Origin of the sequence: Azospirillum lipoferum (assembly GCF_024170005.1) — a bacterium.
Taxonomy (GTDB): Bacteria; Pseudomonadota; Alphaproteobacteria; order Azospirillales; family Azospirillaceae; genus Azospirillum; species Azospirillum lipoferum.
The window spans coordinates 34,346-59,085 of the sequence record NZ_JALJXJ010000005.1; the positions used below are offsets into that span (position 1 = coordinate 34,346).

23 protein-coding genes and 2 pseudogenes are annotated in these 24,740 nt (G+C 65.5%); 15 read left to right on the forward strand and 10 right to left on the reverse strand.

Annotation, left to right across the window (positions count from 1 at the left end; translation table 11 throughout):
* Positions 1–24: 24 nt before the first annotated feature.
* The 5 genes and pseudogenes from J2848_RS12605 to J2848_RS12625 all read left to right on the forward strand — a co-directional run.
* Positions 25–1,065, forward strand: coding sequence for an aliphatic amidase (locus J2848_RS12605; protein WP_149231363.1), 1,041 nt, complete (start codon positions 25–27; stop codon positions 1,063–1,065).
* An 89-nt stretch (positions 1,066–1,154) separates the two neighbouring features.
* Positions 1,155–1,955 (forward strand): CbbQ/NirQ/NorQ/GpvN family protein, encoded by an 801-nt coding sequence (locus tag J2848_RS12610; RefSeq protein ID WP_149231364.1) that lies wholly within the window; start codon positions 1,155–1,157, stop codon positions 1,953–1,955.
* Positions 1,956–1,964: 9 nt separating this feature from the next.
* Positions 1,965–3,698, forward strand: coding sequence for a nitric oxide reductase activation protein NorD (locus J2848_RS12615; RefSeq protein WP_149231365.1), 1,734 nt, complete (start codon positions 1,965–1,967; stop codon positions 3,696–3,698).
* Positions 3,699–4,163: 465 nt separating this feature from the next.
* Positions 4,164–4,796, forward strand: a complete 633-nt coding sequence (locus tag J2848_RS12620; protein WP_149231366.1) for a TetR/AcrR family transcriptional regulator — start codon at positions 4,164–4,166, stop codon at positions 4,794–4,796.
* 159 nt (positions 4,797–4,955) lie between these two features.
* A pseudogene (locus tag J2848_RS12625) lies at positions 4,956–5,116 on the forward strand (IS6 family transposase); the annotation flags it as partial.
* Between the two features lie 229 nt (positions 5,117–5,345).
* Here J2848_RS12625 and J2848_RS12630 read toward each other — a convergent pair.
* The 3 genes from J2848_RS12630 to J2848_RS12640 are packed head-to-tail and all read right to left on the reverse strand — an operon-like array spanning position 5,346 to position 8,997.
* Positions 5,346–6,512 (reverse strand): LacI family DNA-binding transcriptional regulator, encoded by a 1,167-nt coding sequence (locus J2848_RS12630; RefSeq protein ID WP_149231367.1) that lies wholly within the window; start codon positions 6,510–6,512, stop codon positions 5,346–5,348.
* Positions 6,513–6,572: 60 nt separating this feature from the next.
* A complete protein-coding gene (locus J2848_RS12635) occupies positions 6,573–7,898 on the reverse strand; it encodes an NAD(P)/FAD-dependent oxidoreductase (protein WP_149231368.1) in 1,326 nt (441 codons plus the stop codon).
* Positions 7,899–7,941: 43 nt separating this feature from the next.
* Positions 7,942–8,997 (reverse strand): ABC transporter substrate-binding protein, encoded by a 1,056-nt coding sequence (locus J2848_RS12640; RefSeq protein ID WP_149231369.1) that lies wholly within the window; start codon positions 8,995–8,997, stop codon positions 7,942–7,944.
* A gap of 159 nt (positions 8,998–9,156) precedes the next feature.
* Between J2848_RS12640 and J2848_RS12645 the strand changes: the two genes are divergently transcribed.
* The gene (locus J2848_RS12645) at positions 9,157–9,993 is read left to right on the forward strand and encodes a sugar phosphate isomerase/epimerase family protein (RefSeq protein ID WP_211103103.1); all 837 of its coding nucleotides are present in this window, start codon (positions 9,157–9,159) and stop codon (positions 9,991–9,993) included.
* A 43-nt stretch (positions 9,994–10,036) separates the two neighbouring features.
* On the opposite strand, the gene J2848_RS12650 is transcribed toward J2848_RS12645, so the two are convergent.
* The 6 genes from J2848_RS12650 to J2848_RS12675 form a co-directional block, all read right to left on the reverse strand.
* On the reverse strand, positions 10,037–10,852 hold the full coding sequence (locus tag J2848_RS12650) for an ABC transporter permease (protein WP_149231370.1): 816 nt from the start codon (positions 10,850–10,852) through the stop codon (positions 10,037–10,039).
* 12 nt (positions 10,853–10,864) lie between these two features.
* Positions 10,865–11,725 (reverse strand): ABC transporter permease, encoded by an 861-nt coding sequence (locus J2848_RS12655; RefSeq protein WP_149231371.1) that lies wholly within the window; start codon positions 11,723–11,725, stop codon positions 10,865–10,867.
* The gene (locus tag J2848_RS12660; RefSeq protein ID WP_149231372.1) at positions 11,722–12,813 is read right to left on the reverse strand and encodes an ABC transporter ATP-binding protein; all 1,092 of its coding nucleotides are present in this window, start codon (positions 12,811–12,813) and stop codon (positions 11,722–11,724) included. The genes J2848_RS12655 and J2848_RS12660 overlap by 4 nt, the downstream gene beginning before the upstream one ends.
* Positions 12,814–12,861: 48 nt before the next feature.
* Positions 12,862–13,695 (reverse strand): PfkB family carbohydrate kinase, encoded by an 834-nt coding sequence (locus J2848_RS12665; protein WP_246193847.1) that lies wholly within the window; start codon positions 13,693–13,695, stop codon positions 12,862–12,864.
* 3 nt (positions 13,696–13,698) lie between these two features.
* Positions 13,699–14,742, reverse strand: coding sequence for an SIS domain-containing protein (locus tag J2848_RS12670; protein WP_170307029.1), 1,044 nt, complete (start codon positions 14,740–14,742; stop codon positions 13,699–13,701).
* 310 nt (positions 14,743–15,052) lie between these two features.
* Positions 15,053–15,946 (reverse strand): LysR substrate-binding domain-containing protein, encoded by an 894-nt coding sequence (locus tag J2848_RS12675; protein WP_149231374.1) that lies wholly within the window; start codon positions 15,944–15,946, stop codon positions 15,053–15,055.
* Positions 15,947–16,147: 201 nt separating this feature from the next.
* On the opposite strand from J2848_RS12675, the gene J2848_RS12680 reads away from it, so the two are divergent.
* From J2848_RS12680 to J2848_RS12720, 9 genes are all read left to right on the forward strand, one after another.
* Positions 16,148–16,891 carry an ABC transporter permease gene (locus J2848_RS12680; RefSeq protein WP_281288566.1) on the forward strand — a complete coding sequence of 248 codons (744 nt, stop codon included), beginning with the start codon at positions 16,148–16,150 and terminating at the stop codon, positions 16,889–16,891.
* Between the two features lie 2 nt (positions 16,892–16,893).
* Positions 16,894–17,628 carry an ABC transporter permease gene (locus J2848_RS12685; RefSeq protein WP_211103105.1) on the forward strand — a complete coding sequence of 245 codons (735 nt, stop codon included), beginning with the start codon at positions 16,894–16,896 and terminating at the stop codon, positions 17,626–17,628.
* Entirely contained in the window at positions 17,621–18,403 is a 783-nt protein-coding gene (locus tag J2848_RS12690; RefSeq protein ID WP_149231375.1) for an ABC transporter ATP-binding protein, read from the forward strand. The genes J2848_RS12685 and J2848_RS12690 overlap by 8 nt, the downstream gene beginning before the upstream one ends.
* A gap of 86 nt (positions 18,404–18,489) precedes the next feature.
* On the forward strand, positions 18,490–19,326 hold the full coding sequence (locus J2848_RS12695; protein WP_149231376.1) for a lysine/arginine/ornithine ABC transporter substrate-binding protein: 837 nt from the start codon (positions 18,490–18,492) through the stop codon (positions 19,324–19,326).
* 65 nt (positions 19,327–19,391) lie between these two features.
* Positions 19,392–20,528 carry an NAD(P)/FAD-dependent oxidoreductase gene (locus J2848_RS12700; protein ID WP_149231377.1) on the forward strand — a complete coding sequence of 379 codons (1,137 nt, stop codon included), beginning with the start codon at positions 19,392–19,394 and terminating at the stop codon, positions 20,526–20,528.
* Entirely contained in the window at positions 20,509–20,814 is a 306-nt protein-coding gene (locus tag J2848_RS12705; RefSeq protein ID WP_149231378.1) for a (2Fe-2S)-binding protein, read from the forward strand. The genes J2848_RS12700 and J2848_RS12705 overlap by 20 nt, the downstream gene beginning before the upstream one ends.
* Positions 20,811–22,289: an NAD(P)/FAD-dependent oxidoreductase gene (locus J2848_RS12710; protein WP_149231379.1), complete on the forward strand. Its 1,479-nt coding sequence runs from the start codon at positions 20,811–20,813 to the stop codon at positions 22,287–22,289. Before J2848_RS12705 ends, J2848_RS12710 begins: the two co-directional genes overlap by 4 nt.
* Positions 22,290–22,330: 41 nt before the next feature.
* Positions 22,331–22,675, forward strand: coding sequence for a RidA family protein (locus J2848_RS12715; RefSeq protein ID WP_149231380.1), 345 nt, complete (start codon positions 22,331–22,333; stop codon positions 22,673–22,675).
* 12 nt (positions 22,676–22,687) lie between these two features.
* Positions 22,688–23,845 carry a mandelate racemase/muconate lactonizing enzyme family protein gene (locus tag J2848_RS12720; protein ID WP_149231381.1) on the forward strand — a complete coding sequence of 386 codons (1,158 nt, stop codon included), beginning with the start codon at positions 22,688–22,690 and terminating at the stop codon, positions 23,843–23,845.
* A gap of 182 nt (positions 23,846–24,027) precedes the next feature.
* Here the strand turns inward: J2848_RS12720 and J2848_RS12725 are convergent.
* Positions 24,028–24,723, reverse strand: a pseudogene (locus tag J2848_RS12725) (IS6 family transposase).
* Positions 24,724–24,740: the final 17 nt, after the last annotated feature.

Here is a 24,740-nt window from a genome sequence, read left to right on the forward strand (position 1 = left end):
TACCATTCCCCAAGGAGAGACAAAATGTTGCATGGTGATATCACGAGCAGCAACGACACCGTCGGCGTCGCCGTCGTCAACTACAAGATGCCGCGCCTGCATACTCGGAAGGAGGTTCTGGATAACGCCTACAAGATCGCGGAGATGGTCCAGGGCATGAAGGTCGGAATGCCGGGCCTGGACCTCGTGGTCTTCCCGGAATACTCGACGCATGGGATCATGTACGACGCCAAGGAGATGTACGAGACGGCCTCCACCATCCCCGGCGACGAGACCGAGATCTTCGCCGAGGCCTGTCGCAAGGCGAAGGTTTGGGGCGTATTTTCGCTGACGGGCGAGCGGCACGAGGAACATCCGCACAAGGCGCCCTACAACACGCTGATCCTGATGAACGACCAGGGCGAGATCGTACAGAAATACCGCAAGATCATGCCCTGGGTGCCGATCGAAGGCTGGTACCCCGGAAACTGCACCTACGTCTCGGAGGGGCCGAAGGGACTGAAGATCAGCCTGATCATCTGCGACGACGGTAACTTTCCGGAGATCTGGCGCGACTGCGCCATGAAGGGGGCGGAGCTGATCGTGCGCTGCCAGGGCTACATGTATCCGGCCAAGGAGCAGCAGATCACCATGGCCAAGGCGATGGCCTGGGCCAACAACGTCTATGTCGCCGTGGCGAACGCCGCCGGCTTCGACGGCGTGTACTCCTACTTCGGCCACTCGGCGATCGTCGGCTTCGACGGCCGGTCGCTCGGTGAATGCGGAACGGAGGAGTACGGCATCCAGTACGCCCAGCTCTCCACCTCGCTGATCCGGGATTTCCGCAAGAACGGCCAGTCGAACAACCACCTCTTCAAGCTCGTCCACCGTGGCTACACCGGCAAGATCAACTCCGGTGAGGGCGACAAGGGCGAGGCTGCCTGCGCCTACGACTTCTACCGTCAGTGGATCTCCGATCCGGAGGCGACCCGCGCCCAGGTCGAAGCCTTCACGCGCAGCACCGTCGGCACCGAGGAATGCCCGATCGACGGTATCCCGAACGCGGCGACGGCGCTCCACCGCTGAGGCGGAGTGGCAGGGGGCCGGGGCTCCGCCCCGGTCCGCATCCTCCGGGCTCCATCCCGGGAAGCGGGAAACAACAAGGACGCGCGCCGATGGCACTGAACGCATTTCGGATCACCGAGGAACCCTACTACCACTCGATCGCCAACGAGATTGCGCTGTTCGAAGCCGCGTACAGCGCGCGTATGCCGATGATGCTGAAAGGGCCGACGGGCAGCGGGAAGACCCGGTTCGTCGAGCATATGGCGTGGCGGCTCGGCCGCCCGCTGGTGACCGTCGCCTGTCACGAGGATATGACCGCGTCGGATCTGGTCGGTCGCTTCCTCTTGGATGCCGGCGGCACCGTATGGCACGACGGTCCGCTCACCCAGGCGGTGAGGCATGGCGGGATCTGCTACCTCGATGAAATTGTCGAGGCGCGCCAGGACACCACCGTCGTCATCCATCCACTGACCGACTCCCGCCGTGTCCTGCCATTGGAGAAGCGGGGCGAGTTGGTGACCGCCCATCCCGACTTCCAGCTCGTCATTTCCTACAACCCCGGTTACCAGAGCGTCCTGAAAGACCTGAAGGAGTCTACCAAACAGCGCTTCGCGGCGATCGAGTTCGGCCATCCGTCGTTCGATGCCGAAACGCGGATCGTCTGTACCGAGGCCGAAGTGCCGGAAGAGGTCGCTGCGCGGCTCGTCCGCATCGCCGCCAGCTCGCGCAATCTGAAAGGCCACGGCCTGCGCGAAGGGGCTTCCACCCGCATGCTCATCCACGCGGCCCGATTGGTTGCGCGCGGCGTGGCGCTCGCGACGGCCTGCGACATCGCGCTGGTCCTTCCGATCACGGACGATGCCGATCTCCGGGACGCCGTTCGCGCGGCCATCGCCGTAGCCGCCGCTTGAGGCGCCGGCATGAGCGAGCACCCAACTGTTCCACCGGTTCCCTTCGCCCCATTCGAGCGTCGGCTGAGCGCTTTTCTGGTGGCCCTCTGGCGATTGCGCGCACCGATCCGGCCGATGCGGCCCGACGCGAACGGCATGCCGCCCCGCCGCCTTCGCTTGACCGACGGGTTGATCTGGGTTCCAGACAGCCTGCCCGGTATCCATGCCGATCAAGCCGCCGGTCTCTATCGCGCCGCCCTGGTCCATGCCGGAGCGCATCTTCGCTTTTCCAGCCCACGGTTCCCGGTCGGCACGTTGAAGCCCGTCCAAGTGGCTCTTGTCTCGCTGATCGAGGACGCGCGCGTCGAGCATCTGGCCATGCGCGAGTATCCGGGACTGCTCCAGGTGTGGCGTCCCTTCCATGTGGCCGAGGGTGGGGGCACTCCAAACGCTCCGGGCCTGATGGCCCGGCTGGCGCGGGCGTTGATCGATCCCGACTACGACGATGGCGACGCCTGGGTGAGCAAGGGCCGAAGCCTGTTCTTCGACGGACGCGCGGAATGGGAAACGCATGAGTTCAGCCGTCGCGTCGGCGGACTTCTGGGCAACGACCTTGGCCAGATGAGGCTGTCCTTCAATCCCAAGACGCACGTCGTGGAGCCGGCCTATCGCGACGACAACCTTGGTCTGTGGGAATCCAACGTGCCGGCGTCGGCGGAGGGCGAAACCGCCTACGAGTCCCTCCGTACCGAGCGTGAGGAACGCGACGATGGCAGGCCCGACGACACCTCGCTGGGCATCGAGGCCGAAGAGCGGGCGCCTGTCGCCGAAGCGCCGGGCTGTCCCGCCGGTGAGGAGGAGATGGCGGCGCCGCCGGCTTTGTACTCCGAATGGGATTACCGCATCGCCCGGGAGCGGCCGAACTGGGTTCGCGTCGTCGAACGGGTACCCGGCGTCGGGGATCCCGCCGAGGTCCGCAACGCCGCCACACGCCACGCCGCTGTCGCTGATCGTCTGGCGGCGCTGGTGCGCGCCGCCGGCGTCGGGCGGCCGCAGCGCCTGCATAGACAGTTGGAGGGCGATCGGCTGGACCTGGATGCGTGCATAGAGGTTATGGTGAGCCGCTGCCGCAACGAGATTCCCGACCCCCGTATACACGCCGCGCTGCAGCACCGTACCCGCGATCTGTCGGCGCTTCTGCTGCTGGACGTATCGGCCTCGACCGGCGATCAGGTGCCGGATGGCATCCGTCCAGTGCTGGAGGTGGAACGGGATGCCGCCGCGCTTTTCGCTACCGCGCTGGACCGCATTGGGGATCGCTTCGCCATCCATGCATTCCGGTCGAACGGGAGAAACGACGTCAGCTATTACCGGCTGAAGGACTTTCGGGAGGCTTACGACGACGCGGCCATGGCGCGCCTTGCGAGCTTGAGGCCCGGCCTGTCGACCCGGCTGGGAGCGGCGTTGCGTCACGGCGGGCGCCTGCTCGGCCGACAATCCAGCCATCGCCGTCTGCTGCTGGTTGTGACCGATGGCGAACCCTCGGACATTGATGTCGCTGACCGCCGCCTGCTGGTTGAGGATACGCGGCAGGCCGTGTTCTCTCTCGCCGCGCAGGGGATCGATGCCTTCGGGATCGGGCTTGATCCCGGCGGTCGGAAATACCTGACGCGCATGTTCGGGGTCCGCAACAGCACCGTAGTCGATCACGTCGAGCGTTTGGCGGACCTCCTGCCGAACCTGTTCCTGACATTGTCGCGCTGACCTCGCGGCGCCTTAACAAAGGCGGGTGACGCACTCGATCAGGCGCCTAAGCGGTCGGTGATGGAAGCATCCATGGGCCGGCCGCATCTCGCACCTTGTGTGGGACCCGGCGTTTTCCACGGTGCCGGTGGCGGCGGAGCGACGCCCGAGCGCTGGACGGTTCCGCCATCCTCGGCAGCGAAACCGCCGATAGCCCTGCACCGTTCGGTCCGAACGCCCGACCGTCGCGGTCGAAGAGCAGTGTGGGCAGCGCATCGGTCACTTCCGGCGTGAAGGTGATCCTCTACGTCAACCCTGCGCCGTCGAACAAGCTGGCTCGAAGGCTGATAAAACCGCCCCCTTCACCAGCCTGGATACAGTCACCGACAAAACCGACGCGGTTCAGAGCGATCACACGATGCCGTTTGGGTTTGCCTGCACGGACCGGTCCAACTACATTCCTCGCTGACGCTCACCGAAGGGGGAATGGACATGCGCGAAGGCCGAATCATGCGGCTCCCTCCAAGAGAGCGAATTCTAGATGCCGCAGAAGATCTATTCTTCAACTTGGGCATCCGGCGTGTAACGGTTGAGGATGTTGCCACCAAAGCCGAAACGACCAAAGCTGCGGTCTACCGGCATTTCGGCTCTAAGGAAAACCTTATCGCCGAATGGATCCGGATTGTCACGGCGCAATACGCTGCCATTCTGGACGACCTTGAGAAGACCTACCCGGGAGATCCCCGCGCTCAATTGTATGGCTGGGCCAAGCACATCGCTGATACCCTGGCAACGACGTCGCATCGAGGATGTCCATTCATCAACTCAATCGCGGAACTGCCTGACCCGAATGATCCCGTTCGTTTGCTAATTGAAGCCCATAAAAAGAGGCAGGCGCAACGGGTGGCGGTGCTTTGTGAAGGGGCGGGCATTCCAGACCCGGAGGCTGCCGCGGTAGAGATTAGCTTCATGCTTGAAGGTGCGCAGATCAGCACCCAGAACAACAGCATCCCGAATGCCGGCCAGCATGTGATGAGGATCATTTCTGAGATCCTTGATCGGGCAGATCGCGGCAAGAAGAAGGGCTCGCTTAAGGTGCTGGCCAAACGAGCCGGTTGATCTTCCGCATCTCGCCGGATGGCACCGTCAACTCGCTGGCACCGACCATGGTTGCTGGCGCCGTTCGGCCACGGATATCCAGAGACCGGTGCCTCAGGCGGCCAGGGCACCGTCAAGTCCACGGTGGCGGAGCGGCAGAGGTGCGAGTACAGGGTTGCCATGACGACGCCCCGTGATCCCCGCTACGTCGGCTACCGCTTCCCCGCCGAGGTCATCACGATAGCGGTGTGGCTCTACTTCCGCTTCCCCTTGAGCCTGCGTATGGTCGAGGAGATGCTGTGGCGGCCCGCGGCATCACCGTGAGCCATGAGACGTGCCGTATCGGCAGTACCACGCACCGCCCAGAGCACGATCTCACCCTCGAAGTGGCACCCCTTAAAAGTCCGACACGGCTTGACTCCCTCAAGCGTCCAGCCATTCCGCCGCGTGCCGGCCAACTTTGCAACAGAGCCCCTCGTCCATCGACGGCCCCTCTGAGCTGGTCTCTTCGACGGCATCAGCTTGCCACCGATCCCAGAAGGTGGAAGGGCCGTCCACCACATCATCCCTTCAGCGCGGCGCCGTCGTCGACCCCCGCACGATCAGCTTCGTGTCGAGAAAGCGCTTGGCGGGCTCGACGTCGGGGGAGCGCAGACGGCGAATGAGCATTTCGGCGGCCGCCTTGCCCATCTCGTAAACCGGTTGTGACAGGGCAGTGATGTTCGGTTCCACGAAGGTCATCCACTCCATGTCGTCATACGCCACGAACGACAGGTCTTCCGGTATGCGGATACCCATGCTGCGGCAGGCCTGATAGGCGCCGTGAGTCATGACGTTGTCCACCGTGAAGATCGCCGATGGTGGCGGATCGAGCCTCAGCGCCGCCAGCGTCTGCTCCCGAGCCGTGGCGGGATCGTAGGACCCGGTGCCGCGGATCAGAGCCGGGTCGATCGGGACACCCGCTGCCTCGTGCGCCTGGATGTACCCCAGCAGACGAGCGCCACTCGGCATCAGCATCTGGACATCCGGCTCCGTTGCGGAGCCGATCCAGTTCGGCCATTCCTTGTCGTGGGCTGTGCGAAGCTCCGCGATGATCGCGATCCGCCGGTGTCCCAGGCCGAGCAGGTGGCCGACCGCGGTCCGGCTGGCGCTTACGCTGTCGGTCAGGACCGCGTCGGCCGTCAGTCCCGCGACATCGCGGTCGAGCAGCACCACGGGCGTGCCGCTCTGTGCCGCCTCGATCAGGTGGCCGGTCTCGACCGGGCTCGCAGGTGACACGATGATGCCGTCGACCTGCTTTTGCAGCAGCAGACCGACCGCTTCCCGTTCCAGGGCCACATCCTCGTCGCTGTTGGTCAGGATGGTGCCGAAGCCTTCTTGCCGTGCAACGTCCCCGATTCCCCGCATGGCGCTGGCGAAGAACGGGTTGGCAATGTCGGCGCCGACGACGCCGATCGTGTTGGTGCGGCCGGTGATCATGCTGCGCGCCAGGCTGTTCGGCCGGTAGCCCAACGCTTCGGCGGCCTTGCGCACCCGCTCGCGGATTTCTTCCCGCACATAGCCATAGTCGCCGAGCGCGCGCCCTGCCGTCGCGGCGGATACGCCCGCCTCCCTGGCCACGTCGGCGATGGTGGCTCGGCGGCGCTCGGTGTTCATCGGGGAGGATGCCATGCCTTGAGGTTCTTCAGTTTCAATATCGCCGGGAGCACCCCATCCGGAGCGGATCGGGCGACGCATGCTACTCAACTTTCCCAACCGGGCAAAGCCGATCGCCAGGGCCGTTCGCGGATCGGGAGCCTAGAAGCCGACCTGCGGATCGGGACGGGAGCCGTCGGTGAACCGGGTGATCGAGAAGGGCGTCACGTCGACGGACGGCCTCGTGTTGGTGGCGAGGTCCGCCAGCACATGCCCAGCGCCGGGACCGAGCGTGAAGCCGTGGCCCGAGAAGCCGGTGCCGACATGGAACCCCGGGATGGCCGGAACGCTGGAGATCACCGGGATCGCGTCGGGGGTGACGTCCAGCAGTCCGGCCCAGCTCTGCTCGACCGGCACGGTTCCAAAGATCGGGAACCGTTCGACAAGCCGTCGTCTTGTCTCGTCGATGAAGCGCTGATTTGGGTCAGGGTCATTGACGCGGGTCCCCTCGTAGGCCGAGGCTGCATCCGGGGGACGGCGGCGCGCATCACGCAGCTCGGTCATGAAACGACCGGCGGTCGGCCGCAGCCGGCGCCACGACATGCGCAGCATCGGCGTGAAGTCGCGCATGAACCGGAAGCTGGACGGCGTGATCGGGGCCAGCGTGTTGAAGGGATCGCCGATGGTGTAGCCGCCATCCGCCCGGCGCCGGAACGAGTAGTGTTGCGTCACCGCCGCCGGCAACGGACCGCCGGCCAGGGGAGCCGTCCTCATGACCGACGCCTGCACCGGCAGCTGCGACAGCCTGACGTCCAGGCTGTCGCAGAACAGCCGGCTCCAGGCTCCGCCCGCCAGCACGACCGCATCCGCCTTGATCCGGCCCCGTTCGGTCCACACGCCGGAAACGCGGCCGGCTTCGGTATCCAGCGCCCGCACGGCACAGGTGGTCAGGATGATGGCGCCGTCGCGCTGGGCGGCCCTGGCGATTGCCGGCGCCGCGCGTTGCGGTTCGGCAACGGCGTCGCCGTCGGCGAACAGCCCGCCCTTGAACGGCCGGGTGGCGCCGGGGAAAAGGGAGGCGACCTCGGCGCTGGAGAGAATGCGGGCGCCGAGGCCTTGGGGGACCGCCCTGCGGATCCAGGACTCGGCGACCGCGATGGGAGCGTCGCTGTCGTAAAGCCGCGCGATGCCGGTGGCCCGGTACCCGATGTCGGCTTCGACCAGTGCCGTCATCCCGCTCCACAGGCGTGCCGACAGGACGCTGATGGGGATTTCCCGATCGTCGCGTCCGCAGGTGATGATCCAGCCCCAGTTGCGGCTGGATTGCTCACCGGCGATACGGCCCTTCTCACAAAGCACGACCGGAACGCCCTTGCGGGCGAGGAAGAGTGCCGTACTCGCCCCGACGATGCCGCCGCCGATCACCACGACCGCCGTTTCCGTCGGGAAATCGGCGTCGGCGGTCACGTCGTCCACGATCAAACCCATCAAGCGCGTCCTTTCAAGCTGGTCGACCGAAACGGCCGGTTCGTCAGCGCTGCACGAAGTTGTCCCAGCGCTCCAGCACGGCGGCGTTGTTTTCAGCCCACCAGACCTCGTCCAGCTTGATCTGGGTCTTCATGTTTTCCGGCGAGGTGTTGATCCGGGCGATCTGCTCCGGCGACAGGATCCCGGTTTTGAAGGCTTTCAGGTTGGACGGACCGTAGTCGACGGTCAGCGGAAAATGCGCCTGCTGCTCGGGCGAGAAGAACATCGCCAGCGCCTTCATCGCCATGTCCTTGTGCGGCGCGCCTTTGGGAATGGCGAAGGCGTCGCCGGTCAGGATGCCCTGGTTGAAGGTGAAGCCGGCCTTGCCGCCGTCGCGCATCACGCTGGAGGCCCGGCCATTCCAGATCTGGATGTAGTCGACCTCGCCGTCCTTGAGCAGCTGCGCGGATTGGGCGCCCGAGTCCCACCAGGCTTCGATCTGCGGCTTGATCTGCTCCAGCTTTTTGAATGCCCGGTCCACGTCCAGCGGATAAAGCTTGTCGGGTGCCACGCCGTCGGCCAGCAGTGCCATTTCCAGATTGCCGCGCGGATATTTGAAGACGGAGCGGGCGCCGGGGAACGCCTTGGTGTCGAAGAAGTCGGCCCAGCTCTTCATCGTCTTGCCGCCGGGTTGCCCGGTCTTGGTGTTCCAGGCGATGACCGTGCTGTAGTAGTAGGCGGGAATGCAGTAATCCATGTCCGACGGGGACTCGATGCCGTCGGTGTTGACGATCTTCCGGTCGATCTTCTCCAGGATGCCTTCCTTGGCGGCCTGCTGGCACTCGTCCAGGCCGAGCTGCGCAATGTCCCAGGTGACGGCCCCGCTGCGGACCTGAAGCCGGATGTCACGCACGTTCTGGATGGTTTCCTCCTTGAACGTCACGCCCAATGCCTTGGCGGTCGGTTCGAAGAAAGCGGCGCGCTCCGCGTCGGCGATGATGCCGCCCCCGGTGGCGACCGTCAGCTGCTGCGCGCCGGCGGCGCCGAGCGGGACCGCCGCCATCAGGAGGCCGGACAGGACCCCCGGCAGGGCAATGGTAGGCAGGGATTTCACTGTCATGATGGTCCTCTTTCCCGGAAACGTGAGCCTTGTTTTGTCATGAGATCGTTCTCATAGTGTGTGAGAACGTTCTTACCCGACGGCGCTCCTGTCAAGGCAGATCCTGCGCAGGAGTCGAAAGAGCAGAGCGGGTGGGTTCGATCCAGACAGGAGAAACCATTGACCAAGCTCAGCCCAAGCCAGCTTTGCGGCACCAATTTCAGCTACTACCGCTTCTCGTTCGACCGCTTCCTGGACGACATGGTGGCGCTCGATCTCCAAACCGTGGAGATCTGGGGTGTGGCGCCCCACCTGCATGTCGATCACGTGACATCGGCGGACCTGAAGCGGATCAAGGGCCAGTTGAGAGAGCGCGGCCTCAGGCTGGCCTGCTTCACGCCGGAGCAGATCCTCTATCCGATCAACATCGCATCGGCCGAGGATTGGCTGCGGGATCGCAGCATCGCATTCTTCCGCCGCGCGGCGGAGATCGCATCGGAACTCGAATGCCCCCACCTGTTCCTGACGTCGGGCGCCGGATATCAGGACCATCCGCGTGAACCGGCATGGCGGCGTTCGGCCGACGCCTTGGGCGAGATCGCCGATCACGCCGCGTCGTTGGGCGTCACCGGAGTGCTGGAAGCCCTTCAGCCGCGGGAGTCCAACCTTGTCCTGTCAGTGGCGGACCTGATCCGGATGCGCTCCGACGCCGGCACGCCGAACCTCAAGATCGCGCTCGACACCGTCGCCATGGCGGTGGCCGGGGAGAGCGTGACCGACTACACGGCGGCGTTCGGCGACGACATCCGCCATGTCCACTTCATCGATGGAAATCCCGCTGGTCACATGGCCTGGGGCGACGGCAAACTGCCGATGGAAACCTATCTGAACGATCTGGCGGCGGCCGGCTACGGCGGCTGCCTGTCGTTCGAGTTTTCGGCTTCGCGCTATGCGCTCGACCCGCTGACGCCGGTCCGCCAGTGCGTGGACCGTATCCGTGCGGCACTGGCGGCGTGATGCCGGGCTGATGCCGGGTTGACGCTTGGGTGGCGGCGGTCCCTCAGGGCCGCCGCCCATCCTTGCCGGGCCCGGCGGCCACCATGAAGATGAACACGCCGACGATGCTCATGACGATCAGGATCGAGGACACCGCCGCGATCGTCGGATCCAGCTGGTCGCGCAGCGACAGGAACATCTTCTTCGTCAGCAGCGTGTTGTCGCCGCCGGCGATGAACAGTGAAATCACCACTTCGTCCAGCGAGGTGATGAAGGCGAACAGCGCGCCGGCCAGGACCGACAGCTTGATCCGCGGCAGCGTGATGCCGAGGAACGCCCGGACGGGATGGGCGCCCAGGCTCTGCGCCGCGATTTCAAGGTTGTGGTCGAATGTCTTCAGCCCGGACAGCGTGGTCACCACCACGAAGGGCAGGGCAAGGGCGGTGTGGGCCATGACGATGCCCGGCAGCGAATTGACCAGTCCAAGCCGGATGTAGAGGAAGAAGACACCGATGCCCAGGATGATGACCGGCACGACCTGAGGCAGCAGGAACACCCCCTTCAGGATCTGCGCGGTCGTGATCCGGCTTCGCGACAAGGCCGCTGCCGCCGCCACGCCCAGGGGCGTCGCCAGAAGCGTCGTCAGGCCCGCGACGATCAGCGACGTGCGGGTGGCGTGCAGCCACTCCGACGAGCCGAAGAAGGTCCCGTACCAGCGAAGCGACCACTCCCGCGGCGGGAACTCCAGGTAATTGGATGCCGAGAAGCTCATCGGCACGACCACCAGCACAGGAGCCAGCAGGAAGAACAGGACGATCACCAGCAGCGCGTGGAGCCAGAGGCGCCGCCATGGCGGCAGGTAGGCGTTCGTGGAATCCATCTCCCGTCCTCCTCAATCGGTGCCGCGCCCGCCGAGCAGGCGGCTCGCGACCAGCATCAGGCCGACGATCACGACCAGCACGACGGCCAGCGCGCTGGCGGCGCCCCAGTCGGCGTAGACGATGACGTTCTGCTGGATCTTGATCGACAGGGTCGTGACGTTGCCGCCGCCCAGAAGCTGCGGGGTCACGTAGAAGCCGAGACAGAGCACGAAGGTCAGCAGGGCTCCGGCGATCAGGCCCTGCTTCGACAGCGGCAGGAACACGTCGAAGAAGGCCCGCGTCGGCGTGGCGCCCAGGCTGTAGGCCGCCCGTGTCAGGTTGCCGTCGATCGACCGCATCGACGCATAGAGCGGAAAGATGAAGAAGGGCAGCATGATGTGGACCATGCCGATCGTCGTCCCGAAGAAGCTGTTGGACATCCGCAACGGCCGCTCGATCAGCCCGGCGTCCAGCAGCCAGCCGTTGAGAATGCCGTTCCGTTGCAGGATCACCATCCAGGCGTAGGTCCGAACCAGCAGCGAGGTCCAGAACGGAATGGCGACGCAGGCCAGCGCCAGCGCCGACAGGCGCGGCGGAAGCAGCGTTATCGCGTAGGTCGCGGGATAGCCGACCAGCACCGTTATCGCCGTCACCAGCCCGGCCAGTTGGAAGGTCGTCAGGAAGATCGCCGCATAGCTGGAATTGTCGATCATGCGCTGGTAATGGGCCAGCGACGGCACCCCGTCGACCGAGAAGGACAGAATGCCCAGCCAGATCGCCGGGACGATCACCAGCGCCACGATCATCAGACCCGGCAGCACCATCAGCGCCAGTTCGGCCCTGTTCCGGGCCTCCAGCACGGACAGCAGGCGCGCGTTCAGTGGGAGAGTCATCGCGCGTGGTCTCCGGCTGAAGCCCCGCTGACCACCCAGGCGTCCTCCTCGTGGATCGCCATGCGGAACCGGCTGCCGATATCGGGAAGGCCGCGCATCGTGTTCCGGCGCGTTCCCCGCTGCAGCTTCAGGCGCGTGCCGTCGGGCAATTTGGCGTGGACGACCACCAGATCGCCCTGGAACAGCACCTCCTCCGCCACCCCATCGAAATGGATCAGGTCCGGCTGGCGATCAGAGGACGACGGGACGATCTCGATCTTCTCCGGGCGCAGCAGCAGCAGGGGATCGGCCTTGCCGGTGACATGTGCCGCCCGGAACCCTTCAGAGAATTCGAGATCGACGCCACCCTCCCTGGCCGTCAGCGGCACGAAGGCGCTGTCGCCGATGAAGTCGGCGACGAAGCGGTCGATCGGCTTGTCGTAGATGTCGCGCGGCGAGGCGATCTGGTGGATGCGGCCGGCCTTCAGCACCGCCACCCGGTCGGACATGGTCAGCGCCTCCTTCTGGTCGTGGGTGACGTAGACGATCGTGCGGCCAAGCGTTTCGTGAAGGCGCTTCAGTTCGACCTGCATTTCCTCGCGCAGCCGCTTGTCGAGGGCGGAGAGCGGTTCGTCCATCAGGATGATGTTCGGCTCGAAAACGATGGCGCGGGCGACCGCCACCCGCTGCCGCTGTCCACCGGAAAGCTGGTCGATGCGCCGGTCGGCATATTGGTCCATCCGGACCGCCATCAGCGCACGCTTGGCCCTGTCATCCCGCTCGGCACGCCCGACGCCGCGCAGCTTGAGGGGATAGGCGACGTTCTCCCCCACGCTCATGTGCGGGAAAAGCGCGTAGTTCTGGAACACCATGCCGATGTTCCGCTTGTGGGGCGCCAGGGTCACGATCTCCCGGCCGTCCACCTTGATGCTGCCGGAGTTCGGCCGCACGAAGCCGGCGATCGTCATCAGGAGCGTGGTCTTACCCGAACCGGAGGGTCCCAGCAGCGTCAGGAACTCGGCGGCCTTGATCGAGACGGAGATGTCGTCGAGGACGCTCAGCGAGCCGTAGTTCTTTCTCAGTCCCGCGATTTCTATCGATGAAGCCATGGTCTCCCTCGCACCTTTGCCGCTGGGGTGTTCGCCAATCCTTGGATGTCAGCCCGTCGTCACCGTGACGGGAAGTGGCGCCATCGGTGCCTCATGCCCGAACGCGCCGAACCGTGTGCAGACCTCGCCGGCAGCGGCCGCCGCGCGATGCGCCGCCTCGGGCAGGGATGCACCAGCGCCCAGCGCCACGATGAACGTCGCGGTATAGGCATCGCCTGCACCCAGGCTGTCCGTCACCGTCACCGGCACCGCCGGTTCATGGTGGATCGCCTCGCCGACTGCGACCGTCGATCCTTCGGCCCCCCGCGTCACGATCACGGTGTCGGGCCCCCTGGCCTGGGCCCAGCGGATCAGCGCCAGCACCCCGGCGTCGTCCAGGCCGGAACCGGAGAAGGTTGCGATCCGGATATGGGGCAGCAGGGGGTCGGCGTAGTCCGCCGGCTTGGACCCGAAGTCGAAGGACAGCCGGGCCGCCGCCGACAGATCGGCCAGTTGTCCCTCGACCTGACCATAGTCGCCGGTATGGACGAAGTCATAAGTGGAGACATGATCCAGGTCCGCCCGGTCGAGCCGCAGCCGGTAGGGCGGCGGCGTCGACCCGATGAAGTACCGGTTGCCGTCCTGGTCGATGCCGATCTGCGAGAAGGCGTTGAAGCTCTCGTTGATCCGCAGGCGGGTGATCTCGACCTTCTCGGCGACCAGCGCGTTCCGCACCAATGTTCCGGACAGGTCGTCGCCGATGATCCCGATGTAACCGGCCTCGGCGCCCGCCCGTCTTGCGAACACGGCGACGTTCAGGGCGTTGCCTCCGGGGAACATCAGGTCGAGGTGAAGGTAGCGGTCGACGACGTTGTCGCCGACCCCACAGAGCCGCACCGCCATGGCTCAGTACTCGACCTTGTGCATGTACCGGCGCTCGTCCAGCGAATGGCCGGTCGCCGCTTCCCGATGGTCGGCCAGGCGGGTGCCCAGCACGCCCAGCGCGATGGCGGAGATCTCGCCGCGCAGGTGCTCCGGAACCCCGGTCAGCGGGAACTCGCGGCTGTCGATGACGAACACGTGCGTGCCGTGACGCTCCGCGAACCTGATGACGCGCTCCGTCAGCGGGCGCGTCGCGTCCTCGCCCTGGAACACGATCAGCGAGGCGTTGTCGGTCAGCATCTCGAACGGCCCGTGCAGATAGTCGCCGGCGTCGATGTTGCTCGCGTTCATCCACTGCATTTCCATGAAATAGCAGAGCGACAGCGAAAAGGCGGCACCCATGTTGGGGCCGGACGAGACCACATAGGTCGGCCGCTCGGCGCTGAGCTGCCGGGCGATCCCGGCGAGCTTGGGGTCGGCCTGTTCCTGTGCCGCGAGCAGGGCGGCCGGCAGCACTTCGAACGCCGTCCGGATGGCAGGGTCCACCGGTTCGCCGGTTTCCTCGAGCAGCGCCTGCCCCAACTGGGCCAGCAGGATCTGTTTCGATGAGGTCACCGTCCGCTCGCTGCCATAGCTCAGCGAATAATGGGAGGTGTTGACCAGGGGATTGTCGTCGTCGCGGCTGACCGCAACCAGACGGGCGCCCCGCTCGCGGGCGAATTTGGCGGCGGCCACGGTTTCCGGCGTGCCGCCGGAATGCGAAGACGCCACGACCAGCATCTTCGGTCCCAGGCGGGCGGGAGGCAGGGCCTGGAACTCCGCCGCATTGATGTTGCGGATCGTCAGTCTGGTCGAACGCGCCTCCAGAAAAGTGGCGGCATGGATCGACGAGGAATAGGACCCGCCGCACCCGACGAACACGACGTCGGTAACGCCGTCCCGGATGGCGTCGCGTGCGATCCGCTGCGCAATTTCTTGCTTTTCCAATACGCCCCGCAACGTCGGCGCGAAATCGGGTTCGATCGGGCGCAACGGCAGGCCCGTGTTGAGGGTCTTTTCAGACGACACGACGCACTCCACAAAACTTGGATGAATTTCATCGAGAGCGGGGACATGGCCCTGAGAGCGCTCTCAATGTGAGAACGCTCTCATGTGGTGCCGCCGGAGTCAATGCGAATTTTTTCCGGGATGCTTGGCTTTGGCGGGGGGAGGTTCCGGCCGGCGGCACCTCGCTGCAACAGGCTGCCTCACCGAGGGCAGCGCGATAAGCGTCAGCTGAGCAGCGCCGCGGTCGGGTTGATCGCCACGCACCGCGAGGCATGCTCGCCTTTGTGTTCGAACATCATCCGAACCGCGCGCTCGCGGACTTCAACCCCAGTCAGTCACGGCGCTCCGGCACCTCGCGATCATGGAATTCCCAGAACTCCTGGACGAAGCGGTCGACGATCGCCGACGCACCCTGGTTCGGTGGGCGGATCACCAGGAAACTCGCGTCGATGTAGACGCTGAAGGGGCGGGTGACAACGCCGCGCCCTTCGAACTCCCAAGCGGCGGTCGGGTCGATGATGGCGATGCCCGCTCCCTCGCTGACCAGCATCAACGCCGTATGGGAGAGCCGAGCTTCCAGCGTGGGCAGGCGTGAGACTCCGGCAAGGGCCACATCGACCCTCGACGCGAAGATGGTTCCCGGCTCCAGGGAGATCATCCGTTGCCGGTCGAGGTCGGCCGGATGGATCAGCGCCTTCTGCGCCAGCGGGTGGTTCGCTGGAATCGCGACGACAGCGGCAAAGGGACGGGTTTCGATCAGAAAGCCCGGCCGGTCGAGCGGACCATCCGCGAAGCCGACATCGGCTTGGCCGGACGCGACCGCTTCGATAACCATGGACGAGGGGAGCCCGTTCAAGGCGGCGTACAGACTGGATTTGTCGCGCAGGAAGCGCGCCAGGAATCGGGGAAGAATGCCGTTGCTGAGCGCCGGCATCGCGGCTATCCGCAAGGTTCCGGCGGCCTGCCGGCTGATCTCCTCCGCGACGGCGGCGATCCGGTTCAAGCCGACGAAGGAGCGCGTGACCTCCTTCATCAGCGTGACCGCCTCCTGGGTCGGGATGATCTGGTTGCCGCGCCGCTCGAACAGGCGCAGGCGGGTCGAATGCTCGAAATCGCGGATCAGGCGACTGACGGCGGGCTGGGTGATGGATAGCAGCTCCGCCGCCGTGGTCATCTGACCGGTCAACATCACCGCGCGAAACGCTTCAACCTGTCGAAGATTCATCCTTCCACCATAACGTCTGCTTATTCACGACGAGCGATTTCGCATTTGACCGCATGCACGACCGTTAGACATCATGCGCTCAAGTGATGGTGCAGAAAAGCGGCTTCTTGCGATGGATTAAAGTCGCCGAAAGCAAATTTTCCATTCCGAATTCCGGGATTCCTAAAAGTCCCGGCGGGCAATGGCTGCAATAAAAGGTGCATGGACAACATGCATCCGGAACGAGAGGCAAAATTGCACGACTACGTCCAACTCATGGGCTTTGCGCCCGGTGGGTGGGGCCGCGACATGCTCGCCGCAACCGGACTGACGGTGGCGATTGCAGCGTGCGGCTTCCTGACCAGCGTCCTGCTCGGCGCCTTGGGAGCCGCGGCCCTCCTGTCGCATCTTTCCATACTCCGCGCCGCCGGACGCCTCTACACGACGGTGTTGCGTGGCATTCCCGACCTCCTTGTCATTTATCTTTTTTACTTCGGCTCAAGCCAGCTTTTGGCCCTGCTGTCGGGCGGCTCCGGAGGGTTCGTTGGCGCGCCGAGCTTCCTGACCGGCGTCCTGGCCATCGGCGTGGTGGCTGGCGCTTATCAGGCGCAAATCTTCCGGGGGGCGGTTCAAGCCCTCTCCCGAGGAGAAATCGAAGCAGCACGAGCCTATGGGATGTCACCGGTCACATTGTTTCGCCGGATCGTTTTGCCTCAAGCGGTGCGCCACGCGATTCCTGGGTCTGGCAACATCTGGCAGCTTGTCCTGAAGGAATCCGCTCTGATCTCGGTCATCGGGCTCGTCGAGCTGATGCGCCAAGCGCAGATCGGCGCCGGCTCCACCCGCCAGCCCTTCAGCTTCTTCCTGACCGCGGCCGCGCTGTACCTCGTCATCACATTCCTGTCGGGCATCGCCTTCCGCTCACTGGAAGCGCGCGCCACGCGCGGCATTCGCAAGGCGGTGTGACCATGATCGACACGTCATTCCTGGCCAGCTCGTTGGCAACGCTGGTCAAGGGTATTCCGCTGACCGTCCAGTTGTCCATGATATCGGTGTCGGTTGGCGCCATTCTGGCGTTCGGACTGGCGCTGATGCGGGTCAGCGGCAATGCGGCGCTCGATCTCAGCGCCCGTGCCTACATCTTCGTCTATCGCGGCACCCCGCTGCTGGTTCAGATTTACATCATCTATTACGGTCTGAGCCAGTTTCCGGCGCTGCGTCACAGTTTCGCCTGGCCCTACCTGCGCGAAGCCTATTGGTGCGCGGTCATCGCGCTCGCTCTCAACACCGCCGCCTACAGTGCGGAAATCATCCGCGGCGGGATCCTGTCCGTCAACGCGGGGCAGGTTGAGGCGGCGCGGGCCTGCGGCATGTCGCAGGCGCTCATGTTCCGCCGGATCGTTCTGCCGCAGGCGCTTCGCCACATGCTGCCGGCTTACGGCAACGAAGTCATCCTGATGATCAAGTCAACCGCACTCGCATCGACCATAACGCTCATGGACGTTACCGGAATCGCGGCGAAGCTGGTGTCGGAGAGCTATCGACCCATTGAGGTCTTCACGATGGCCGGCGCGATCTACCTGCTTCTGACCTTCATTGCCTCCCACGGTTTTAGCCTTTTCGAACACGCGGTCACGCCGGACCGCCGGCAGCCGGCACCGCACCGTCCAGCCGAGCCCCCGGAGACGCTGCAGCATGGCTGAGAGGATACCCGAACCTGTCCCCGCCGTCGCATTGAGCGGGATCCGCAAGAGCTACGGGTCGGTGGAGGTGCTGCACGGCGTTTCGCTCGCCGCGCATGAGGGGGAGGTGATCTCCATCCTCGGTTCCTCCGGCTCCGGAAAATCGACGCTGCTGCGGTGCGTGAACATGCTGGAGGTTCCCAACGACGGCACCGTCGCCATCCAGGGCGAGGAAATCCGCATCGACCGCAGGGCCGGCCGGCCACCCCGCCCGTCCGACGCCGCACAGGTCCAGCGCCTGCGATCCCGCGCCGCCATGGTGTTCCAATCCTTCAATCTCTGGTCCCACCTGACGATCCTCGAAAACATCATCGAAGCGCCGGTGCATGTTCAGGGGCGGGACCGCAAGGACTGCATCGCGGAGGGGGAAGCGCTGCTGGAGCGCGTCGGCATCGCCGCCAAACGCAATTTCTACCCGGCGCACCTGTCCGGCGGGCAGCAGCAGCGGGCGGCCATCGCGCGGGCGCTCGCCATGCATCCGGCGATCATGCTGTTCGATGAACCGACCTCGGCGCTGGACCCGGAGTTGGTGGGAGAAGTGCTGAAGGTGATGCGCGATCTCGCGGCCGAGGGCCGGACGATGCTGGTCGTGACGCACGAAATGGCGTTCGCCCGCGACGTCTCGACCCGGACGGTTTTCCTGCACAAGGGAGTGATCGAGGAGGAAGGCTCCTCCGCCGACGTCTTCGCACGGCCACATTCCGAACGGTTCCGCCAGTTCCTCGCCCGCGCGTGATCGCCGGCAAGGAAGGCCCGTCCCCGGCCACGATCCCGGACCGGGCCACGTTCCGCATCCCAAAACAAAATAGAAAAGGTGGCTTCATGTCGTTGAAACGGATCATCGCCGCATCGGTCCTCGCCTTGACCTCCTTCACCGCCCAGGCGGAGGAGCAGACCGTCCGCATCGCCACGGAAGGTGCTTATGCTCCCTGGAACTTCTCGGCCCCGAACGGCACCCTGCAGGGTTTCGAAATGGACCTCGCAAAGGTCCTCTGCGAACGCATGTCGGTGAGGTGCGAGATCGTGGCGCAGAACTGGGATGGGATCATTCCGGCGCTGACCGCCCGCAAGTACGACGCGATCATGGCGGCGGTGAGCGTGACGCCGAAGCGGCAGGAGGTCATCGCCTTCAGCAAGCCCTACGCCGCCGGCATCAACGGCTTTGCCGTGCTGGCCGACAGCCCGCTGGCCAATATGCCGGGAACGGGCGAAAGCTATTCCCTCGACACGCAGGAGACCGCCGCCAAGGCGCGCATCGCCGAAATGGCCAAGGTCATGAAGGGCACGGCGACCGGCGTCCAGGGCTCCACGACGGCCTCGACCTTCATGGACACGTACTTCAATGGGGTGGTGAACCTGAAGGAGTACAAGTCGACCGAGGAGCATAATTTCGACCTGATGAACGGTCGCCTGGACGCGGTGCTCGCCAACGCCACCGTGCTGGCCGCCGCCCTGGAAAAGCCCGACATGAAGGGCGCAAAGCTGAGCGGTCCGCTGTTCTCAGGCGGCGTCTTCGGCGTCATCGCGGTCGGCCTGCGCAAGGAGGACGCGGAACTGAAGGCCAAGTTCGACGCGGCCATCACCTCGGCCGTCGCGGACGGCACGGTCCGTGACCTGTCCATGAAGTGGTTCAAGGTGGACGTCAGCCCGCGCAGTTGAGCGTATCCGGCGCGGTGCGGCGTTCCGACGCCGCGCCGCCTCTCCCGGCGTGAATGGGACACGGTATGTCACGGTTTTTAGAATGCGACGTCGCCGTGATCGGCGGCGGGCTGGTCGGTGCATCCATCGCCTTCGGCCTGTGCCGCAGCGGCGTGAGGCCGCTGGTCCTGGATGGCGAGGACCTCGATCTTCGCGCCTCCCGGGCGAATTTCGCTCTGGTCTGGGTGCAAGGGAAGGGAGTCGGCGCGCCGCATTACGCGCTGTGGTCCCGGCAGTCATCGTTGCTCTGGCCGCAGTTCGCGGCCCTGTTACAGGACGCCACGGGAATCGACGTCGCCCTGAGCCAGCGGGGAGCCTTTTCCTTTGCCCTATCCTCGGCCGAGTTGGATCGCTGGCACACGGAGATGGAAACAATTGCCGGTGAAACCGCTGGTGCTGCGGCCCCTTATGAGATTCTCGGGCACAACGAGCTGCGCGATCGCCTGCCCGCCATAGGCCCGGACGTGGTCGGTGCCGTCTACTCCCCCGCAGACGGCCACGTCAATTCGCTGCGGCTGCTGCGGGCGCTTCACGCCGCCTTGAAGGCCGGCGGCGCGGACTACCGTGCGCGCCACACGGTGAAGGGCATCGAACCCTTGAAGGCCGGGTTCCGGTTGTCCGGCGATTGGGGAACGGTGGTGGCCCGGCGTGTGGTGCTGGCGGCCGGCATCGGAAACGAGACGCTGGCGCCGAAGGTCGGTTTGGACGTTCCGTTGAAGCGCAGCAAGGGCCAGGTGCTGGTCACCGAGAAATGCGCGCCCTTCTTCCGCTTCGCCTCCGCCACCATACGCCAGACCGACGAGGGCGGGGTAATGATCGGCGACAGCGAGGAATCGGCGTCCACATCCATCGCCGCGCGCGCCGACATCAACGCCGTGTTGGCGCAACGGGCGATTCGCACGTTCCCGCTGCTTGCCGACGTCAACGTCGTGCGCAGTTGGGCAGGTTTCCGCGTCAAGACCCTGGACGGGCTGCCGGTCTATGAAGAGTCGGCGTCGCATCCAGGCGCTTTTGCGGTGGCCTGCCATTCCGGCGTGACCCTGGCCGCCGGCCACGCGCTGGTTCTCGCTCCACAAATTGCAGCGGGCGCTCTGTCTCCGGATCTCGCCGTTTTCGATTCCAGGAGATTCCCCAGGAGGTCCCATGTTTCGCAGACAGCATGAGCCGGCCGACCCGGTGCGTTTCACGTTCGACGGGCAGGTTATCGCCGCCGAGAGAGGAGAGACGGTCGCGGTGGCGTTGCTGGCCTCCGGCGTCCGCACGGTCCGCACGAGCGTCGTCGGCGGCGAACCGCGCGCACCCTATTGCCTGATGGGCGTGTGCTTCGACTGTCTCGTCACCGTTGACGGAGCGCAGAACCGGAATGGCTGCCTGACCGTTGCGCGGGACGGCATGGTGGTCGAAAGCCAGCGCGGCCGGCGCCGCGTTGGCGCGGAGGCGGGAGCATGACTGCGCGCACGCTCACGACGGCAGCGGAGCTGGCCGGGCGCTACGACCTCGTGGTGGTCGGCGCCGGACCGGCGGGCCTCTCCGCCGCCACGGAAGCTGCGCGCGGCGGCGCGCAGGTCCTGCTGCTCGACGAGAATCCAACGCCCGGGGGGCAGATTTACCGGGCGATCACCCGCCGCGAGCCCGGACCGGACGACTGTCTGGGGCCGGACTACTGGGCGGGACGGACACTGACCGACGCGTTCGCCGCATCCATCCTTGACTATGCTCCGGGAGCGACCGTCTGGGGGCTGGAACCGGGATGCGCGCTGTCCACCCCAACGGTCGGGGTCAGCCTGGGCGGAGCCGCCCGCCGCCTTCCGGCGCGCTCGGTCATCCTCGCGACGGGCGCCATGGAACGGCCCATGCCGGTGCCGGGCTGGACTCTTCCCGGCGTAATGACGGCGGGTGCCGCGCAGATCGCCTTGAAGACGGGAGGGCTTGTGCCGCGGGGTCGCGTCGTTCTGGCGGGCAGCGGTCCCCTCCTCTATCTGCTCGCTTGGCAGCTGGTGCAAGCCGGCGCGACGATTGTGGCCTTCCTTGACACCACAGACGCCCGGCAGCGCCGGGCGGCGCTCCGGCACGCGCCGGATTTCCTGCGCTCCCCCTATCTGACGAAGGGGCTGGCGCTGCTCGTCAAGGTGCGCCGACGGGTGCGCGTACACTCCGGCGTGACCGCTCTGTCCATCGCCGGGGATGAACGGACGAAGCGAATCACGTTCCGGCAGGGCGCCCGCGCGCGGAGCATCGACGCCGACTGCGTGCTTCTTCACCAGGGCGTGATTCCGTCCATCAACCTCGCCAGCGCCGCCGGCTGCAAGATCGTCTGGAACGAAGCCCAGCGCGCCTTCCAGCCGCACACGGATTCCTGCGGACGGACCACCGCGCCCGGTCTGTACGTGGCAGGCGACGGAGCCGGCATCGGCGGAGCCCTGCACGCGGCGGTCGCCGGTCGGATCGCGGCCATCGTCGCGCTGGAAAGCCTCAGCCTGCTATCCGCCGAAGAGCGGGATCGCGCGCTCGAACCGCTGCTGCGCGAACAGGCGCTCTATCGGCGCGGGCGGGCCTTCCTCGACACGCTGTACCAGCCATCCCGTGCGTTCCGCGCACCACAGGATCCCGAAACGATCATATGCCGGTGCGAGGAAGTCCGTGCCGGTGCGCTGCGCGAGGCGATTGCCCTCGGCCCGCCAGGACCCAACCAGCTCAAGACCTTCCTGCGCTGCGGAATGGGCCCTTGCCAAGGTCGGCTCTGCGCCCAGACCGTTTCGGAGATCATGGCCGACGAAAGGGGCGTCAGCCCCTGCGAGATCGGCACCTACCGATTGCGCACGCCGGTCAAGCCGTTGCGTCTGTCCGAACTGGCCGCCCTCCCTACGCCGCCCGATGCGGTGTTCGCCGTGACGGGGGAACACCCCGTCGGTGCCGAACACTGATCCCGTCCACAGCAATCCACCACCGAAAGGAACATCCAGCGATGACCATCCGGCATCTGCGCACCCCGATCATGCACCGCGTCGTCGAACGCAATGGCATGATCTTCGTTGGGGGCACCACCTGCGACGACGAAAGCCTGGACATGGCAGGTCAGACCCGCGAAATCCTGACCAAGATCGACAGCTATCTGGCCCAGGCCGGCAGCGACAAGTCCAAGCTGCTGTCCGCAACCATCTTTGTGACCGACCTTGGAAAGAAGCCGGACATGGATGCGGTCTGGAAGGAATGGCTGCCGGCCGAGGCCCTGCCGACCCGCGCCACCGTCGGCGTTGCCGACCTCGGGGGAACGACGATGATCGAAATCGTCGTCACTGCCCACATCTGACGGCCCGCCGCAATGCAGATCAAATCCGTCAAGATTTACACCGTCGAGGGCGGCGGGCTTCGGCCCGTCCTGGTCGAGATCGTTACCGACGATGGCGTCAGCGGCTTTGGAGAAGCCGGCGTCGCCTACGGCTACGGCGCGCCCGCCGTTGCCGGTATGCTGAGGGACATGGCCGCCGAGATCATCGGGCGCGATGCCACCGAGATCCGCACCATCTGGCAGGATCTCTACGATCGGGCTTTCTGGAGCAAAGGTGGTGGCGCCATCACCTTCGCGGCGCTGAGCGCCATCGAACTTGCACTTTGGGATGCCCTGGGCCAAGCCCTGTCCTTGCCGGTGCACCGGCTGCTCGGGGGGGCGGTGCGGCGATCGGTCAAGGTGTACGCCAACGGCTGGAACCACGAACACGACGACGTCCTGCGCTGGGCCAAGGCGGCTGCCCGGCCGCTGGCCGACGGCTACACCAGCCTGAAAGCCTATCCTTTCGCCCACGAACTTCCGGACGGCACCTTCCGCCATGTGTCCGCCCGCGCGGTGGACGATGGACGCTTCCGCCGCGCGGTCGAGCGGGTGAAGGCCCTGCGCGCGGAAGTCGGCCCAGAGGTCGAACTGATGCTCGACCTGTCGGGCGGCCTGTGCGACGACCAGTTGATCCGCTTCCTCGACGTTTGTGCCGGCCTTGACATCACATGGATCGAGGAGCCTCTGGATCCGTTCAACCTCTCCGGCCTTCCGCGCATCGCCGCCAGGACCGGTATCCCCATCGCCGCCGGCGAACGGGTATACGGCCGCGCCGGTTTCCGCAACCTGCTGGACACCGGTGCCGTCTCGATCATCATGCCGGACATCGGCAACTGCGGCGGTCTGTTGGAAGCGGTGCACATCGCCGGCATGGCGGAAACCTACAATGTCCGCGTCGCTCCGCACAATTGCGCCAGTTCCCTGTGTTCGTCGGCGTCGCTGGTTCTGGCCTGCCTGCTGCCGAACACCATGAATCTGGAAGTGTATCCCTATTTCTCCGACCAGAACACCTATGTGCCGGTCACGGAGAACCCGCCGGAAAGGGAGGTGCGAAACGGGTATGTCGCGCTTCCGGATCTGCCGGGGCTGGGTGCGGTGGTGGACCGTGCGGCCATCGCCCCATTTCTCGCCGCTGACCTGTCGAACTGATCCCGCCGTTCGTCCGCTCCCGCTCCGCATCCACGCGGACGGGGGCGTTGCACGCCCCGCCCCAGACCACGGCGAAGCGTTCAGACGTCGCATTTGGCCAAGTTGGCGGCGCGCATATTAGCGATCGGCATTGTCACGCGAACTGAACCGGCCTGCAAAGAACCTGGCATCCGCCGACTGCGTCACGGCGCCGCGGTCGCGGCCAGCCACTCGGCCATTGCCTGCGCCCGAAAGGTGCGCAGGGTGCGGCGGGAGACCAACTGGTGCTGGAGGTTGAAGGTGTTGTAGACGGCGGCATGCAGAGAGACGAAGCGATGGACGGAACCCGATGATTTGAACCGCTGCATCTTGCGCTCTCGTCGCCGAACCGGCTGGTGTGAGACCTCGGCGCGGTTGTTCGTTCGCCGCCCTTGTTCATGGTGGGCGGTCAGACCCAGTTCGCGGAAGGCGGCCCCGTAGGACCGGAGCTTGTCGGTCGTGACCTGGATGGGGGCGAAGCCATACTTCTTCAGCAGCTTGCGCATCACCTTCAAAGCCGCAGCCTTATCGCGCCAGCGCTGGACAAGCACCTCCAGCATTCCACCCTCATCATCGACGGCCCGCCATAAGTACGTCAGCTGGCCACCGATGCGCACGACCATCTCGTCCAGGTGTCAGCGTGGGCTGGGCTCGGGACGCAATCGCCGCAGGTTGCCGGCGATGGCCGGCCCAAACTTCAGGACCCAGCGGCGGACGGTCTCGTAGGACACCTCCACGCCGCGTTCGGCCAGCAGCTCCTCGACATCCCGGTAACTCAGCGTAAACCGGAGATAGAGCCAGATCGCGTGCCGGATGATCGCGGGCGGAAACTGGTGGCGGGCATACCGGAGCGGCGGCATCCGAGCAAGATAATGCC